Annotated in this window: 19 protein-coding genes; 16 read left to right on the plus strand and 3 right to left on the minus strand. The window is 29.2% G+C overall.

Features of this window, described 5'->3' with window-relative positions; translation table 11 throughout:
* Together B5E92_RS03790 and loaP are read left to right on the plus strand one after the other, a co-directional pair.
* Positions 1 to 507: polysaccharide biosynthesis protein (locus B5E92_RS03790; protein ID WP_158095184.1), on the plus strand; the 507-nt coding region annotated here is incomplete at its 5' end.
* A gap of 120 nt (positions 508 to 627) precedes the next feature.
* On the plus strand, positions 628 to 1146 hold the full coding sequence (gene loaP / locus B5E92_RS03795) for an antiterminator LoaP (protein ID WP_087299353.1): 519 nt from the start codon (positions 628 to 630) through the stop codon (positions 1144 to 1146).
* A 58-nt stretch (positions 1147 to 1204) separates the two neighbouring features.
* Here loaP and B5E92_RS03800 read toward each other — a convergent pair whose 3' ends face one another.
* Positions 1205 to 1465 (minus strand): zf-TFIIB domain-containing protein, encoded by a 261-nt coding sequence (locus B5E92_RS03800; RefSeq protein WP_087299355.1) that lies wholly within the window; start codon positions 1463 to 1465, stop codon positions 1205 to 1207.
* A 113-nt stretch (positions 1466 to 1578) separates the two neighbouring features.
* On the opposite strand from B5E92_RS03800, the gene B5E92_RS03805 reads away from it, so the two are divergent.
* Positions 1579 to 2481: an RluA family pseudouridine synthase gene (locus B5E92_RS03805; protein ID WP_087299357.1), complete on the plus strand. Its 903-nt coding sequence runs from the start codon at positions 1579 to 1581 to the stop codon at positions 2479 to 2481.
* A gap of 101 nt (positions 2482 to 2582) precedes the next feature.
* Entirely contained in the window at positions 2583 to 3104 is a 522-nt protein-coding gene (locus tag B5E92_RS03810) for a hypothetical protein (protein WP_087299359.1), read from the plus strand.
* A 43-nt stretch (positions 3105 to 3147) separates the two neighbouring features.
* Here the strand turns inward: B5E92_RS03810 and B5E92_RS03815 are convergent, their stop codons facing one another.
* The gene (locus B5E92_RS03815; protein ID WP_087299361.1) at positions 3148 to 4287 is read right to left on the minus strand and encodes a D-alanyl-D-alanine carboxypeptidase family protein; all 1140 of its coding nucleotides are present in this window, start codon (positions 4285 to 4287) and stop codon (positions 3148 to 3150) included.
* A 152-nt stretch (positions 4288 to 4439) separates the two neighbouring features.
* On the opposite strand from B5E92_RS03815, the gene B5E92_RS03820 reads away from it, so the two are divergent.
* The 11 genes from B5E92_RS03820 (at position 4440) to B5E92_RS03870 (ending at position 15153) form a co-directional block, all read left to right on the plus strand.
* Positions 4440 to 4763, plus strand: coding sequence for an STAS domain-containing protein (locus B5E92_RS03820; protein WP_087299363.1), 324 nt, complete (start codon positions 4440 to 4442; stop codon positions 4761 to 4763).
* The gene (gene spoIIAB / locus B5E92_RS03825; RefSeq protein ID WP_087299365.1) at positions 4763 to 5200 is read left to right on the plus strand and encodes an anti-sigma F factor; all 438 of its coding nucleotides are present in this window, start codon (positions 4763 to 4765) and stop codon (positions 5198 to 5200) included. The genes B5E92_RS03820 and spoIIAB overlap by 1 nt, the downstream gene beginning before the upstream one ends.
* Positions 5193 to 5909, plus strand: coding sequence for a SigB/SigF/SigG family RNA polymerase sigma factor (locus B5E92_RS03830; protein WP_087299367.1), 717 nt, complete (start codon positions 5193 to 5195; stop codon positions 5907 to 5909). The genes spoIIAB and B5E92_RS03830 overlap by 8 nt, the downstream gene beginning before the upstream one ends.
* Positions 5910 to 5941: 32 nt before the next feature.
* A complete protein-coding gene (gene lepB / locus B5E92_RS03835; protein ID WP_087299369.1) occupies positions 5942 to 6457 on the plus strand; it encodes a signal peptidase I in 516 nt (171 codons plus the stop codon).
* Between the two features lie 148 nt (positions 6458 to 6605).
* Entirely contained in the window at positions 6606 to 8360 is a 1755-nt protein-coding gene (locus B5E92_RS03840; RefSeq protein WP_087299504.1) for a phosphoenolpyruvate carboxykinase, read from the plus strand.
* A 72-nt stretch (positions 8361 to 8432) separates the two neighbouring features.
* On the plus strand, positions 8433 to 9830 hold the full coding sequence (locus B5E92_RS03845; RefSeq protein WP_239406384.1) for a polysaccharide deacetylase family protein: 1398 nt from the start codon (positions 8433 to 8435) through the stop codon (positions 9828 to 9830).
* A gap of 51 nt (positions 9831 to 9881) precedes the next feature.
* Positions 9882 to 10886, plus strand: coding sequence for an AI-2E family transporter (locus B5E92_RS03850; RefSeq protein ID WP_087299373.1), 1005 nt, complete (start codon positions 9882 to 9884; stop codon positions 10884 to 10886).
* A 49-nt stretch (positions 10887 to 10935) separates the two neighbouring features.
* Positions 10936 to 12492 carry a DUF975 family protein gene (locus tag B5E92_RS03855; protein ID WP_087299375.1) on the plus strand — a complete coding sequence of 519 codons (1557 nt, stop codon included), beginning with the start codon at positions 10936 to 10938 and terminating at the stop codon, positions 12490 to 12492.
* A 100-nt stretch (positions 12493 to 12592) separates the two neighbouring features.
* On the plus strand, positions 12593 to 13495 hold the full coding sequence (locus B5E92_RS03860; RefSeq protein WP_087299377.1) for a LysR family transcriptional regulator: 903 nt from the start codon (positions 12593 to 12595) through the stop codon (positions 13493 to 13495).
* Positions 13496 to 13608: 113 nt separating this feature from the next.
* Positions 13609 to 14427 (plus strand): hypothetical protein, encoded by an 819-nt coding sequence (locus B5E92_RS03865; protein WP_087299379.1) that lies wholly within the window; start codon positions 13609 to 13611, stop codon positions 14425 to 14427.
* A gap of 9 nt (positions 14428 to 14436) precedes the next feature.
* Positions 14437 to 15153, plus strand: coding sequence for a phosphatase (locus B5E92_RS03870; protein ID WP_087299381.1), 717 nt, complete (start codon positions 14437 to 14439; stop codon positions 15151 to 15153).
* A gap of 142 nt (positions 15154 to 15295) precedes the next feature.
* On the opposite strand, the gene B5E92_RS03875 is transcribed toward B5E92_RS03870, so the two are convergent.
* Positions 15296 to 15547 carry a hypothetical protein gene (locus B5E92_RS03875; RefSeq protein WP_087299383.1) on the minus strand — a complete coding sequence of 84 codons (252 nt, stop codon included), beginning with the start codon at positions 15545 to 15547 and terminating at the stop codon, positions 15296 to 15298.
* Positions 15548 to 16066: 519 nt separating this feature from the next.
* Between B5E92_RS03875 and B5E92_RS03880 the strand changes: the two genes are divergently transcribed.
* Positions 16067 to 17524, plus strand: coding sequence for an anthranilate synthase component I family protein (locus B5E92_RS03880; RefSeq protein ID WP_087299385.1), 1458 nt, complete (start codon positions 16067 to 16069; stop codon positions 17522 to 17524).
* Position 17525 lies beyond the last annotated feature (1 nt).

The following is a 17525-nucleotide window of genomic DNA, read 5'->3' on the forward strand; positions in this document are numbered from 1 at the left end:
ATCAAAGAAGGAGGACCGGTAACGGTAACGCATCCAGATATCATCAGATACTTTATGACGATACCCGAAGCAGTAAGTCTGGTACTGCAGGCCGGAGCGTATGCCAAAGGTGGCGAGATCTTTGTATTAGACATGGGAGAACCAGTCAAGATAGCAGATATGGCAAGAAACCTGATCAAGCTATCAGGATATGAACCGGATGTAGATATTGATATAGTTTATACCGGATTAAGACCGGGAGAAAAGCTGTATGAAGAGCTATTGATGGAAGAAGAAGGATTACAGGATACACCCAATCATATGATTCATATTGGAAAACCAATTGAATTGGATGAAGAGAGTTTTTTTGAAGATTTAAAAGAGTTAAAAGAAGAGGCCTATGAAGAAGTAGACGATATTCGCATATTAGTTAAAAAAATGGTTCCAACTTATCACTATAATGTTAAAACTAATAAAACACCAATAGTTAAAGAAGTTGAAAGGCCTAAAGAAACAGTAGAAGTATAAAACATAATTATTAAAGGTAATTGTCGCAAAGTCGCATTATTAAAGATAATTTGTAATAATGAAGCGTTAGTCGGCATGTATTTGCTGACTAATTGCGCATACCCAAATGGAGGAATGAGTATGTGTGAAAACTGGTATGTAATTCAGGTAAGAAGTGGAAAAGAAGACGAGATAAAAAATACTTGCGAAAGATCGATTCCAAAGGATATTTTGCAAGAATGTTTTATTCCTCGTAGTGTTCGTTTACGCAAAAAACAGGGAACCTGGAGGGAAATAGAAGAGATATTGTTTAAGGGTTACGTTTTTATGATTACAGATCATATTGAAGAATTGTTCAATAAGTTAAAACTGGTACCCGATCTTACTAAAGTGTTGGGAAATGATGGCGAGTTTATTTGTCCAATTTTAAAAGAAGAAGCTAGGTTTTTAATGAAATTTGGTAAAGAAAATCACTTAGTAGAAATGTCTCAGGGCTATATTGTTGGTGATAAAGTTAATATAATTAGTGGTCCTTTAGTTGGATATGAAGGAAAAATAAAAAAGATTGATCGTCATAAGCGAATTGCTTATATTGAAGTTAGTTTATTCGATCAAGTGGTGGTAGTTCAAGTAGGTTTAGAAATAATTAGTAAAAGTTAGAAGACAGTTGAAAACAACTGTCTTTTTAGTGATAAAAAAAGCGGGTAAACCGCTTTAATTACTCGCCTTCAAATATTTCTAAAATATCTGTAAGATTAAATCCTTTTTTCTTTTTGCGTTTATTGTCAGAAGAATCTTTGTGTGAATCATAATGATCAGAATCAGATTTTGATTTTTTATAACTACCTGAACGTTCAATAATTTTTTCTAATTCACCACGATCTAACCAAATACCACGACACTCGGGACAATAGTCAATTTCAACACCATGTTTTTCTGACATTAATAAAGTAACATCTTTACATACAGGACACTTCATATTCTTGGCCTCCTTTGAAACATTATATCATATTATCAAGCTGTATTACAATATCGATATTAATTGGTCTTTTGGGAAATTATGTTATAATACGCTTTGAAAGAGGGAACATTATGAAGTATCAAATTAAAGGTGATTATCTTATTATTGAAATTAATGATGATTTTGCAGGAATGTCGATTGAACAATTTTTCAATTATTTTCATTTATCAAGAAAAACGATTCATTTATTAAAACAAAATAAACAATATGCTTTAAATAACAATTTTGTAACTAGTAATACTCTTTTAAAACAAGGTGATTCATTAAAGGTTTTAGCATTTGATCAGGGAATCGACTATCAGTTTCAATCATATCCTTTAACGGTTGTTTATGAAGATGATTTTATTTTAATCGTCAATAAACCAATAAATACTGCTATTTATCCAGAAGATAAAAATGGCTTAAATACGCTTTGTAATTACGTCGCTAATTATTATCTAGAAACTAATCAATATATTCCAGTTAGACATATTCATCGTTTAGATAAAGATACTACTGGTTTGGTTATGTTTTGTAAATGTGCCTTTTTACAACCTAAGTTAGATATAATGATGGCAAATAAAGAAATTAAACGAACTTATTTAGCAATTGTTGATGGCATAGTAAAAAAGGATCTAATAATTAATAAACCAATTAGTCAAGATCGTCATCAAAATAGAATGCGTACTAGTAATAATGGTAAAAAAGCGGTGACTAAAGTTCATGTTTTAAAAAGAAGTTTTCCAAGTAATTATACGGTTGTAAAATGTGATCTACAAACCGGTCGTAAACACCAGATTAGAGTTCATTTAAGTTCTATTAATCATCCGCTTTTAAGTGATCCTTTATATGGAACTAACAGTAAATTGATTAATAGAGTAGCGTTGCATGGCTATAAATTAGAATTTAATCATCCTTTTTTTAATCAGAAAATAACTGTTTTTGCAGATATACCCGATGATATGAAATTTATTGGAAAAATCGATTTACAATAATATAACTAATTAATTCTTTACATTCTTTTTACTTATTTCTACTAGTTTCTATTACTAATATCAGTAATATTTAGTTAGGGTATAAAAGAAGGGTGATAAAAATGGATAGTAAAGCAATTAATCGGTTTTCGTTAGTTAAATTTTTTCAGTATTTTATTATTCCACAATTATTAATTGTTTTGATGTTAACGGTTGTGATATTTTTAATAGAAAAAGACAATCCAATCATTTATTTATTGTTTGTTGGGATCGTTTTTCTAGTTGTTTGTTTATGGCAAATAGTAATTATGCAGCCAACTTTTATTGATATTGAATCTGACAAGATGATCTATCGTCATAAAAATAATTTGATCAAGATCGTAGGACAAAAATTAGGAATCTTTAATCGTGATGAACATAATTATAGTGATTATCAATTTAATAAAATTACAGATATTAGTTTTAGATTTAATTATTTGGTTATAAAAGGACAAATTGTAAAAAGAAGCTATACAGTTTATATGGATGATGATGAAGAGGTTGTTGAAAAACTATATCAGGAAATTAAGATTCCTCGTGTTTATTGTCATTTAGAACAACTGGCTGATAGTAATTTTTTATTGTCGCTTAATGCAGGATTATAAATCCTGTTTTTTTGTGAAACAACCTATAATTATTATAGGCTGTTTAAAATAAATATTTAAATGTTTTAATTGCTTTTGATAAAAAAGTAGCTTTGCTTACATCATTGCCACTATATAATTCATAATTAGCAATTGTTTTACCGTTAACGATAACTTCAAGATTACCCACCGGATCACCTTGCTTTACTGGTAATAAATCTTTTTGATAAGTTATTTTTGTTGTTGCTTTTTCATTGCTGTTTTTAGCCTTAGTATAAACAATATCCTGTTTACATTTTACATCAATACTAAGATTATCCATTTTATCAACTAGATGTTGTTCAATAACACTATCTTTTTTAAATAAAGTAATCTGTTGATAGTTATTAAAACCATAATCTAATAAATTACACATTTCTTCGTTTCGAGTTTTTGGTGCACTTTCATTCATTAACACCCCAATAATTCTTTGATCATCTCTTTTAGCAGTAGTTACTAAACAATAACCTGCTTCTTTAGTATATCCCGTTTTTAAACCATCAACACCATCATATAGTTTTAATAGCTTATTAGTATTAACAAGCCAAAAGCTTTGTTTGGTGTCTTCACGAATATAACTGTCATATAGCGAAGTTACATTTAATAAATCTTCACCACCGATTTTAATTAAATAGGCTGCCATAATAGCTAAATCATATGCACATGTATAATGATCTGGGTCGTGAAGACCGGTAGCATTTTTAAAATGAGTATTTTTTAAGTTTAATTCTTTAGCTTTTTCATTCATCATAGTAACGAATTTTTCAATGCTTCCGGCAATATATTCCCCAACAGCAACGCTGGCATCATTAGCACTGGCAATAGCAATTGATTTAAACATATCTTGAAGGCTCATTTTTTCGCCTACTTCTAAATAAACTTGAGAACCACCCATGCTGGCAGCATATTTAGAGGTTGTTATTTCATCATCAAAAGAGATTTTTTGATCATTTATAGCTTCAAACATTAAAATCATAGTCATAATTTTAGTTGTTGATGCCGGATACAGTTTTTCTTGAGCGTTTTTTTGATATAAGATTTGTTTAGAATTTGCTTCTATCAAGATGGCACTTTTAGCATTAGGAGTTATATCATCATCAACAGCATTGACTTTCTGGATTGGTAAGATACAAAAGATTAATAAAATAATTAAGATTTTTTTCATCAATTTTATCGCCTCAGTAAATAATATGTCCAAGTTTGATAAAAATACATCATTTAGTTATAAGACTTTTTTTGTTTACTTTCTTCTACTTTTGTCGAAAGCATTTAATCATGTTTTTAAAAGATGTAAGATAGGTTCGAGGAGATGAGATAATGGAAAATAAGATAGAATATAAGATTATCGATGATAAAATTGTAGTATATTTTTATGGTGAACTTAGCTGTAGTTACATAACTAAATATCGCAGCTTATTAAATAGTATTTTAGATAAAGTAAATGGTCCGGTCTATTTTGATTTTGGTAATACTAGCTTTATTGATAGTTCGGGGATTGGTTTGGTTTTAGGACGTTATAATCAATTAAAGTTAGATGATCGTAAATTATACTTAGCTAATTTATCTAAAACGGCGTATAAAGTGTTTGAATTATCAGGAATGTTTGAATTAATGGAATATGTTGAGGAGGTAAAGGGGTAATGAATCAAATGGAATTAAGTTTTAGTGCTAAAATAGAAAATGAACCATTTGCAAGAACAAGTGTAGCTTCATTTATTACAGCATTAAATCCAACGATTGACGAACTGGTTGAAATAAAAACAATCATTAGCGAAGGGGTAAGTAATGCTATTATTCATGGTTATCAAAATAACGCTAAGTGTAATGTTGTTATTAAGGTTACAATCGAAAATAACCGCCAAATCAAAATCATTATTCAAGATTATGGTAAGGGGATCGAGGATATCGATCAAGCTAGAAAACCAATGTATTCTTCATTAAAAGAACTTGAACATGCAGGTATGGGGTTAACAATTATTGAAGCTCTTTGTGATGATTTAGAAATTCATTCAACTGTTGATTTAGGAACTAAACTAACAATTAAAAAGAATTTGAAAGATAATAATTTCAATGACTAATAATACAATTGAACTAATTAAACAGGCTCATGGCGGGGATGAACAAGCTAAAGAATTAGTTGTTTCTCAAAATTTAGGATTAGTCTGGTCAATTGTCCATCGATTTAAAAATAACTATTATGATAAAGAAGATTTATTTCAAATTGGCTGTATCGGTTTAATGAAAGCAATTAATAATTTTGATACTAGTTATGGAGTGCAATTTTCAACCTATGCAGTACCAATTATTATGGGTGAAATTAAACGATATTTTCGTGACGATGGGACTATTAAAGTAAGTCGTTCTTTAAAAGAACTGAATTTGAAAATAAACAAGGCTCGTGAACAGCTTACTAATCAAACTGGTCATGATCCAACGATTGAACAATTAGCTAACTATTTACAAGTTGATCAACAGGATATTGTTGAGGCAATTGATTCATCGTATTATCCAACTTCATTAAGTGAACCGATTTATGAAAAAGATGGTTCTTCGATTTCAATGGAAGAAAGAATTGAAAACAAAAATAATAAAATGTGGTTTGAAAAAATTGCATTAGAGATGGAAATTGATAAGCTTGATGAAAAAGAAAAACTTATTTTATATATGCGCTATCATCTTGATTTTAATCAAGAACGGGTAGCTAGAAGGTTGAATATTTCGCAAGTTCAAGTATCGCGTTTGGAAAAGAAAATTATTGCAAAGCTTCGTAGTCACTTGAATGAATAGTAAAAAATGATATAATGTCCTCAGGTGATAATATGGAAGAAACAGTGAAGAGTAAAAAGAGAGTCTTATTAGAATATTTAAGGGTTATTGTTATTACTTTAATCGTTACTTATGGGGTTTTATATTTTGTTCAGATTTCTAGAGTGTATGGAACATCAATGGTACCAACTTTTCACGAAGGTAATATTGTTTTAGTTGATAAGGTTTTTTATAAACGTGGTGAACCTGAGCGTAATGATATTGTAGTTGTTGATTACCGTGATGCTAATCAAAATGAAACTTTTATTATTAAAAGGGTCGTTGCTGTTGGTGGTGATCATCTAGAAATCAAAGATAATCAGGTATATTTAAATGGTGAGTTATTACAAGAGGATTATATTAATGGAACGATGACCAATAATGAAGATATGTCAATTGATATTCCTGAAGGCAAGGTTTTTGTAATGGGAGATAATCGAAATAATAGTCTTGATTCGAGAAGATTAGGTTATTTTGATTTTGAAGATGATGTTATTGGTAAGGTTTTCTTTACAGTTCCTTTCTTTTAAATTAATAAAGGTCTAAAGCGACCTTTTTTTGTTTGAAAAAATAATTTTTTTATAAATAAGTGTTGTATACAATGTACTTTTTATGTTAAAATGACACAAATCAATAAGTGGGGGTATGATGCTTATTGATAAAAGAAAGGGTGATAAAATGTCATATAAATTTAAAATCGTACGCGGAAATGCAATTTTAAACTTTTCTGAAGAATATTGTCAATCACGTTGTCAATTGATTGAAAGTGAATCTTTTGCACGAGTTTTACGTGGTTTTGTCAACGAAGGAAAGAGAAAAGAAAATACTACTTATACTTATTTAAGAGAAGTTAAAAGCGAAAGTATTGATATAGTAAATGATTTAAGAACGATTTTTAAATTGTTATTAGTAATGTCAGTTGAAGAAGTTTTATCTTCATATCCTCATTTTGAAGGATATTTTAGAGATCGTGATGAATTTGTTAAAGTAATTGAAGAAGTATATTTATTCTGGCGTAAATTACAACGTTACAGTGTAGTATATAACGAAACAACTAGTAGAGGGTATCAAAATGTACAATTTGCGGATGCTCAAGCAAAATTCGAAGAATTAGTATTATCAGTATATCGAACAATTGAAGAAACAGCATTAGGATATCGTCATCAAGTATATCGTCAAATTACAGCTGGTGTTAATGCTGGTTTAAGAGTAACAAATATGCGTTCTTTTTTACCATATGAATACCGTAATTTAGATGATATTCCTTTTATTGAAACAGTGATTATTCATCCACCATTTATTACTTATTCAAAACGTAATAAACGTGATGGAATTTTCCCTGAAATTAAACATAATCCAATTGAAGATTTAAAATTTGATTCTGAACAATGGTTCTGTTATCCAGCTAAAGTTGGTAACTTATTAGCATTTGTATATTTCAATGTTGCTTTCATGGCTCAAGGGGTTGCATTATGTAACTTATTTGAATTAGCTAGTGAAGAAGAATATCGTAATCGTAAACCAGATATTATCTATGTATATGGTTATGAAGATGGTGAAAAGAACCAAGCTTTCTATCAAGATGATGAAAATGATATGATGGTAGCTTTATTATCTGCAAGTGATGATTTCGATTACTTTGGATATATGAAGAAAATGATGTTAACTTTACACAATGTTCGTAAAATTAATCAACGTCAATTACCAATTCATGGGGCAATGGTTAAAGTTACATTACATTCTGGTGAAGTTAAAAATATCGTTGTTATGGGTGATAGTGGTGCTGGTAAATCGGAAACAATTGAACAAATTAAAGTATTTGGTGCCGCTTATATCCGTGATTTAGTAACTGTATATGATGATATGGGTGTTCTATACTTAGATGATAAAGGACAAATTAAATCATCAGGTACAGAAATTGGGGCTTTCGTGCGTTTAGATGATTTAGATGCTGGTTATAGTTTCAAAGAATTAGACCGCTCTGTATTTATGAATCCTGATAAAGTAAATGCTCGAATTGTAATTCCAATTACAGATTATAAAGATGTTGTTGCTCCTCATGAAGTTGATTTATTCTTATATGCAAACAACTATGAAGAAGGTGGCGAAGCATTAAGTTTCTTTGATGATGTTGATAGTGCTTTAAAAGTATTTAGAGCTGGAAATCGTATGTCAAAAGGAACAACTACTGAATATGGATTAGTTGGAAGTTTCTTTGCAAATCCATTTGGTCCAGTACAACGTCAAGAACAAACAGAAATCTTATTACATGATTATTTTAATCGTATGTTTAAACAAGGTATTAAAGTTGGTCAATTAAGAACTCGTTTGGGTATCAAAGGTTACGAACATCGCGGGCCACAAGAAGCAGCAACAGAAATTTTAAAATATATTACTGGTGAAACTGAATTAAAACAATTAGAAGAAGAATAATATTTTAAAAGAATCCATTATTATGGGTTCTTTTTTTATTTAGGATGAATATGTTTTGATGAGGGGATGAAAGTGAATAAAAGTTTAAAAATACTATTGATTATAATTGTTTTGATCTTTTCAATAGTTATTTTATTAATTTATCCAACTAACCCAATTGTTTTATATAGTTATCATCCAGTTGCAGAAATTTCACAAAAGTTTGATCCTTATGAAAATATAAAAAGAGTAATAGGTGGTAAAGTTAGTGATGTAAATGTTGATACTAGTAAAATAGATTTTACTAAGACTGGTAAATATCCGATTACTTATCGTTATAATAACATTGAAACTACAGTAACTTTAGAGTTACAAGATACAATTATTCCTGATCTTGAAGTTCAAGAACTAACAATTGATTTAAATATGGAAGTTAAGGCTAGTGATTTGATTAAAAACTATTATGATAGTAAAAGAACTAAAGTATCTTTTAAAGAAGACTATCAATTTGATAAACCTGGAGATTATGAAGTTGCAATTCGGATTTGTCGTAATAATAATTGTGTAACCAAAAAAAGTGTTATTCATGTTTTGCCAGAAGATAATGTATCACCAGTAATTAATGGAGTACGTAATTTAACGGTCTTAAAAGATAGTGATATTGATTTATTATCAAGTGTTAGTGTTAGTGATAATCAAGATGATAATCCAATTTTAACAATCGATAGTTCTAATCTGGATATTTCTAAAATCGGTAATTATCAAATAACTTATTATGCTAAAGATCGTTCTTTAAATGTTACTAAAGAAACATGTATAGTTACAGTAGTTGAAAATAAAAAAATAGGAACAACTGTTCCTAGTGATGAAAAAGTAGTGTATTTAACTTTTGACGATGGACCTTCAGAAAATACACAGCAGGTTTTAGATATCTTAGATGTTTATGATGTTAAAGCTACTTTTTTTGTAACCGGAACAAATAAGGAATATTTTGATTTGATAAAAACAGCTTATGAAGCTGGGCATACAATTGGCTTGCATACTTATGTTCATGAATATGATCAGATTTATTGTTCTACATCGGCTTATTTTGCAGATTTAAAGAAAATCGAGGATTTGGTTTATAATCAAATAGGTAGCATCCCTAAATATATTCGCTTTCCTGGTGGGAGCAGTAATCAAATTTCTAAGCAGTATTGTAATAGGATAATGAGTAAGTTGACTAAAGAAGTATTAAATCGTGGTTATCAATATTATGATTGGAATGAAGATAGTGAAGATGGTTCGGGACAATTGTCGGTAAAACAGTTAATCAAAAATGCTACGGCAGCAGATGAAAATAATATTATTTTATTATTTCATGATGCTAATGGGAAAGAAAATACAATTAAAGCTTTAGGACCAGTTATTGAATATTATCAAAATAAAGGATATGTTTTTAAAGCTATTGATGATAGTTCTTATGTAGTCCACCATAGTGTAGTAAATTAACGATAATAGTCATTGTTTTTCTAGTAATTCATATAATTTAATGGTGATTGGATGAAAGATAAACTAATTAAGTATGCTTATTATTTATTGCTTGTAATAATATTTGTTTTGCTTGCATATGCATTAGTTAACTGGCTAGTTCCTTTATTTTTTAGCTTTTTAATTGTTTTGGTTTTGCAGCCTTTATTAGCTAAAGAGATTGAACTACTTAAAATAAAGAATTCTTTTTTAACTAAGTTAGTTATTGTTTTGAATTATTTATTTTTTATTACAGTCATCATTGTTATTGTAGTTTTTACAGTAATTCAAATTTATAAAATACTAGAAATTATGCCTGAGTATTTAAATGATTTATATCAAAAATTAAGTAATAATCATTATATAATTGATGCTGGTAAGTATTTAGATATTATTTATAGTGGCTCAATGAGTTTAGTTGAAAATATTTCGACTAGTTTTATTACTAGTTTAATAACTTTTATAATGAAAATACCTAGTTTTCTTTTTGATTTAATGTTTGTGGTAATTACTTCTTTGTTTATCTTATTAGATTATGATTTAATTGAAAAATATGTTTTAAATAAATATCCGGTGACTTCTTTGGTAGTTGATACAGTAAAAAATGTTTTAAGTAATATTTTTAAAGCTTCTGTTATCATTATGATCGTAACATTTGTAGAATTATACTTAGGCTTTGTTTTAATTGGATTATCGCAAAGTGCCATGCTTGCTTGTATTATTGCAGTCATTGATTTTTTGCCTGTTTTAGGATTAGATATGATCATGGTGCCTTGGATCATAATTAATGCGTTAACTAATAATATTTATTTAGCGATAGCTTTACTGATAATTTATTTGATCGTTGTTGTTACTAAAAATATATTAGAGCCTAGATTATTAGCGAAAAACCTTGGTCTTAGTCCAATTGTTTCATTAATAGGAATGTATTTGGGGATGCAATGGTTTGGAATAATCGGTTTATTTATTGCCCCAACTTTAATTATGATCATTATTCAAGTTTTTAAAGTAAAACATCAGTTAAAAAATAATGAATAGTTAGTTAGAATCATGTATAATATAGGCGTTGAAGTAAAGAGGAGTATTTATGGAACGGAAAGATTTGAAATTATGGGCTCGTAAAGAAGCTAATAATCATCGTTGGCAAATTTGGAAATGTTTATTGATAATATTGTTAGTTACATTAGGATTGATTGTTTCTTTGATTCTTATTTTTAATTGGCTATTGAGTTTAAAGACAGCATCTATTATTGGTGTATTGGATTTTGTAATTGTCTTAGCTATTTTACTGGCATATTTATTTAGTGCTGGTTTTTCAACACAGTTTTATTGTTATATCAAGGAAATTATTAATAATGGTAATAGTGATTTAAACTTACTAAAAACATCGTTTATAACGTATATTAGAAATGGTTTTATTTGCTGGTTAATCTTTTTTATCGATCTTTTAGGAATGTTTTTGTTTATATTACCTGGAATCTTTTTGTTGATAAAGTTTTTGCCAGTTCCGTATTTGCTTGCAAATCATCAGGAAATGAATGTTATTGATATTTTAAAAACAAGCTGGCAGATGATGTCTTTAAATAAAATGAAGGATTTGTTACTTTTAATTTTAAGTTTTGCTGGCTGGTTTATTTTAGGTATCTTTACATTTTTGATTGGTTTTATTTGGGCATTACCATATTTTTTATTAGCTCTTAGTAGATTTTTTATCATACTGGAAAATGAGTATTTTGGTTTAGAAGAAATACAAAATGAAGATAATAGTAAAGAAATCCAAGAATTTGCCTTATTAAATAATTTAGATGTTATGGGTAACAATATATACGGATTATTTAATGACTTTCCGGTTGTAATTAAGGTCTTACCAGAAAATACAATTATAAAAATTAGTATTGCTGGTAATAAACGTTCAAGAATTGATAATTACTTTGCTAAGTTAGAGCGCTTAGGATTTTTAAAAACAATAAATTATAGTAATGATATAATTACTATTTCTATAATAAGTCAAAACTTAAATAATGTTTATGAAACATTAAAGAATATAACAATGATCATTCGTAAGATTGGATATCAGCCAGCGTGCTGTCATTGCCATTGCAATAAGCCGGTTTCATTTTGTCTTTATCATGGTGAAATTGTTTATGTCTGTAAAGATTGTTTCAATGAATTAAAGAACAAACAATCAGTTCCTAAAGAAAAATATAGTATTGGTTTTTTAGGGGCTGTTTTAGGGGCACTGTTTGGTGGTTTGATCTGGATATTAATTTATCAATTTACAGCCTTTGGTCGTATAACTGGTTATATAATTGCTTTACTTGCGATTTTAGGCTATCAAAAATTTGCAGGACGATTATCTTTATCAGGACTAATAATTAGTGGGTTATGTAGTGTTGTTAGTTTATTAGTGGCTGAGTTCTTTGGCTTGAGCTTACAAATCTTTTTAGCGACAAGAATTGATAGTTTGATCCAGGCAATTATATTAACACCGAATTTTATCATGCATAGTGATATTATTTATCTAGTTGTAAAAGATATTTTATTTGGACTTTGTTTTATGGCAATTGCTTTTATACAGTATAGTTATTCTTTAACGCACACGGAAAAGAAACCAAATATAGTTAAATTAGACAAAACAGCTTAGGCTGTTTTTTTATAGTTAGAAGCTATATCAAATATTAGAATTAGATATTTTTCAAACTTGTTTTAGTATGTTACAATAGTAACATTGTGGGGGTGAGACTATGACATTGCAACAATTAAGATATGTTATTACCGTAGCTAAAAAAGGTTCTATTTCTGAAGCAGCTAAAGAATTGTTTATCTCACAGCCAAGTTTATCTAACGCTATTAAAGAATTAGAAAAAGAAATGCAAATTGTTATTTTTTCACGGACTAATAAAGGGATAGTTGTAAGTGAAGAAGGACGTGAATTTTTAGGATATGCCCGCCAAGTCGTTGAACAGGCTGATTTGCTTAAAGAGCGTTACTTGGAAACAAAGACAGTAAGAAAACGTTTTAGTATTTCAACACAGCATTATTCTTTTGCGGTTGATGCTTTTGTTGATCTAGTAAAAAAATATCGTGATAGTGAATATGAATTTACGCTTAGAGAAACACGAACTTATGAGATAATTGAAGATGTTAAAACATTAAAAAGTGAAATTGGCATATTATATTTAAATGATTTTAATGAAAAAGTAATTACTAAATTATTAAAAGAAAATAATCTTGTTTTTAAAGAATTATTTCAGGCAAAACCCCATATATTTGTAAGTAATACTAATCCACTTGCTGTTAAGAAAATTGTGACTTTAGAAGATATTGAACCATATCCTTATTTGTGTTTTGAACAAGGAGAGTATAATTCATTTTATTTTTCAGAAGAAATTTTAAGTACTTTAACTCACCGTAAAATTATTAGAGTTAGTGATCGAGCTACTTTATTTAATTTATTGATAGGATTAAATGGTTATACAATATCTACCGGTATTATTAGTGAGGAATTAAATGGGAAAAACATAATTGCAATTCCTTTAGCTGTTGATGAAATAATTAGAGTTGGATATATTGTTCATAGAGATATTAACCGAAGTTTTTTAGGATCCTTGTTTATAGAATCGCTTCAAAATAATATTGAATTTTAGGTGCTTTTTTAGCATCTTTTTTTATTTAATAATCTTTTTTTGTCTATAAATGAAGAAAAATCAATGATATAATTATATATTATAAAGCAAATTTAAAAGAGGGGAGATGGGCTATGATTAATTATCTAATAGCTTTTGTTTCTGGAAGTCTTGGGACAATGATTGGTGGAACAGCTTCATTTGTTATTACTGGTTTAGTAGGTCTTATTGTCATTATTTTAGATGGGTTAGGAGCTAACACTCATCTTTTAACAAATCAGGTCTTGAATTTATTATTTATGCCTTGTGTTTGTTTTAATGGTGCGGTAGCAGGATTGGCATATGCAGCTAATGTTAAACATTATGATATAAATGGTGCTGATGGGAATCGTTCATTATATTTTACTGGTGATCCTTTAGTTTTAATTATTGGTGGAATTTTTGGCTTATTAGGCTATGGATTATTTTCATTGTTTACATATTGGAATTTTCCTATTGATGTTGGTGCACTGGTTGTACTATCACTAAATATGTTGATTAGAGTATTGTTTGGGACTAATAAATATATCCATCATCCTACTCAACCGTTATTTAGCTATAAACAGGCTAATTACTGGTGTTTTCAAATAATATTTGCCGCAGTATTATCATTAATAACAGCTTATTTTGTAGGGATTACCGATGTTGCTAGTCTAGGGTTTTCATTAAGTGCTTTAAGTCTGGTTTTTGCTTTTTCGACTCCGGATTTTCCAGCTACTCATCATACTACTTTAATTGCTGGTTATGCAATGGTAGTAACAAATTCATTAGCTATTAGTACAATTTTTGGGGTTTTAGCACAGTTATTTTTTATTGTTTTTAATACATATTTTAATACTGATTTAGATAGTCATGTAGATGCCCCAGCTGCTTCAATCGCTCTATTTAGTTTGCTTATTTTTACATTATTTTAGGAGGTCTATATGGGAAAAATAGAATTAGATGTTCATACACATACTATTGCAAGCGGTCATAGTTATTCATCGATGAATGAAATGGTAAATGAGGCTAAAGCTAAAGGTTTGCAGTTATTAGGGATGGTTGAACATGATGTGGGAATACCAGGTACTTGTGATCCAATATATTTTAAAAATTATCATGTGATTCCAAGAGTTTTTAATGGTTTAAAAATAATTTTAGGAATTGAGGTTAATATTTTAGATTATGATGGTAAATTAAGTATTAGTGACGATCTTTACCAATGTGTTGATTATTGCATGGCTGGAATTCATTTTCATTGTTACAAACCGGGATCAATTGAACAAAATACAAATGCAGTAATTGAAACAATCAAAAATCCGCATATTAGCGTTATTGTTCATCCTGATGATGGTTATTGCCCGCTAGATTACGAAAAAGTTGTTTTGGCAGCTAAAAAATATCATACATTATTAGAAGTCAACAATAATGCATTAAGAAGTTCATCACGATTAAATTCACGTGAAAATGTAATTGAAATGTTGCAGTTATGTAAAAAACATCAAGTGAAGATTATTTTAGGTAGTGATGCTCATATTCATTTTGACATCATGAATTTTGATCATATTGAAGGAATTTTAGAAGAAATTGATTTTCCTAAAGAACTGATTGTTAATTATGATGTGGATGAATTTTTAAAGTATATTGATAAGAAAGTTTAATAAGATTGATAAATTAAAAACCGTATGTTTTTAACATACGGCTTTATTATCAACTTTATAGAAATTTTTATGTGAAACCACATCTAATTTATATTCAAACTTTACAATCTATATTCTAAAACCACTCTATTTTGACTCAACCTTAGTGAGCCACTGATATAATTGGGGGTCTACGTTTCATATTTAGGCGATAGTCTTTTTTCCAATTAATTCTTAGACTCATTGAAGTGATCTTACTAGAAATGTATGCGATTAATTTTGGTTTGACAGATAAAATTGTTTCTCTATCTTCTACTAGACCAGTTCCAAATAGTTGATACGCTTGTAATAATACATCTACTAATACAATTAATGTATAAAGCATTAATACTGAAATAATATACATTTCGTTCATATTATCAACTCCTTTCGTCTAATCCTTTCCTCACCATTATAATAGCACATATCCGCTAAAAATGAAAGCCCTTTCATTGAAAAAAATAATTTTTTTTGCTGATTTAATCAATGTTTTTTTAATTTTATAATAATGATAAAAATTGTTTTTGGATAAAAACATTTATTAAAATGTAAATATTTTATTGACAGTTATAATTATCCAGTATATCATAATAAACAAGAAAACCGTTGAAGTGGAGATAAAAATAGATCGTGCACTTATAGAGAGCTTGGATGGTGGAAGCAAGCAGAACGCAGCCTATTAAATGGACCACGGAGGGCAAAGTGAAAAGCTGAGGCTGAGTATTCTTTGACGTAAGACTTACGTAAGTAGTCATAGATGTGATAGCATCTAGTAAGGGCACGAGTGTATCGTGAAGCAAGGTGGCACCGCGGAATAAGTGTAGTTTATTATCCGTCCTTGACAGAATTATTTTCTGTCGGGACGGTTTTTTATTTATCAAGGAGGAAAAATTTTATGTATTATCCAACATTAAAACAAGCTAAACAAATTATTGCTAATGGGGATTATGACATTGTTCCAGTTAGTAAAGAAATCTATGGAGATGGAATTACTCCAATTGAAGTAATGCGAATTTTAAAAAACTATAGTGAGCATTGCTTCATGTTAGAAAGTGTGGATGATACAAAACGCTGGAGCCGCTATACCTTTTTGGGGTTTGAGCCCATAAGTGAAATTACCTGTTTAAATAATGTTGTAACAATAGATGGTCAGATTTATAAAACTAAGCATCCGCAAGATTATATTAAACAGATCCTAAAAAAATATAAAAGTCCTAAAATACCTAAGTTACCAGCATTTACTGGTGGTTTAGTAGGGTATTTTGCATATGATTATTTTAAATATAATGAATCGACATTAAATTTAATGGTAGAAAGTGATGGTTTTAATGATGTTGATTTAATGTTATTTGATCAAGTGATTTGTTTTGATAACTATCGTCAAAAGATAATTTTAATTGCAAATGCTAATTGTAATGATCTAAAGACTGGTTATCAAAAAGCGGTTGATAAAATAGAGCGATTGGAAGAATTGATTTTTAATGGCAGCAAAGCTGAAATTGAACCATTGCGTTTAACAAGTGATTTTAAAGCGTTATTTACCAAAGAACAATATTGCAATATGGTAAAAAAAGCTAAAGATTACATTAAAGAAGGTGATATTTTTCAAGTAGTTCTAGCAAATAGATTGAAAGCTAAAGCTACCGGGAGTTTGTTTGATAGCTATCGAGTTTTAAGAACAACTAACCCATCGCCTTATATGTTTTACTTTTCAAGTCCAAGCCAGGAAATTGCAGGAGCTTCGCCAGAAACGTTAGTTAAAATGGAAGATGGGAATTTATATACTTATCCTTTAGCTGGAACGCGAAGACGGGGACATGATGAAAACGAAGATCAAAAACTAGAAAAAGAATTATTAGCTGATCCAAAAGAATTAGCAGAACACAATATGCTAGTAGATTTAGGGCGTAATGATTTAGGAAGGGTTGCTGAATTTAATAGTGTTAAAGTAGAAAAATATTTAGAAATCTTGAAGTTTTCTCATGTTATGCACATTGGTTCAACAGTAGTTGCTAAGGCATTAGAAAATAAAGATGCTATTGATGTAATTGGAGCAATGCTACCAGCTGGGACATTATCAGGTGCTCCTAAAATCAGGGCTTGTCAAATTATAAATGAGTTAGAAAAGTCTCGTCGTGGTATTTATGGTGGTGCAATTGGATATATTGATTTTACTGGTAATTTAGATACTTGTATTGCAATTAGAATTGCTTATAAAAAAGGTGAAGATGTTTATGTTTGCTCGGGGGCTGGAATTGTTCATGATAGTATCCCAGTAAATGAATATCAAGAGTGTTTAAATAAAGCTAAAGCAGTGATCAATGCCATTTATGAAGCTGATGGAGGAATTTAAG

The organism is Erysipelatoclostridium sp. An15, assembly GCF_002160675.1.
Taxonomy (GTDB): Bacteria; Bacillota_I; Bacilli_A; order Erysipelotrichales; family Coprobacillaceae; genus Thomasclavelia; species Thomasclavelia merdavium.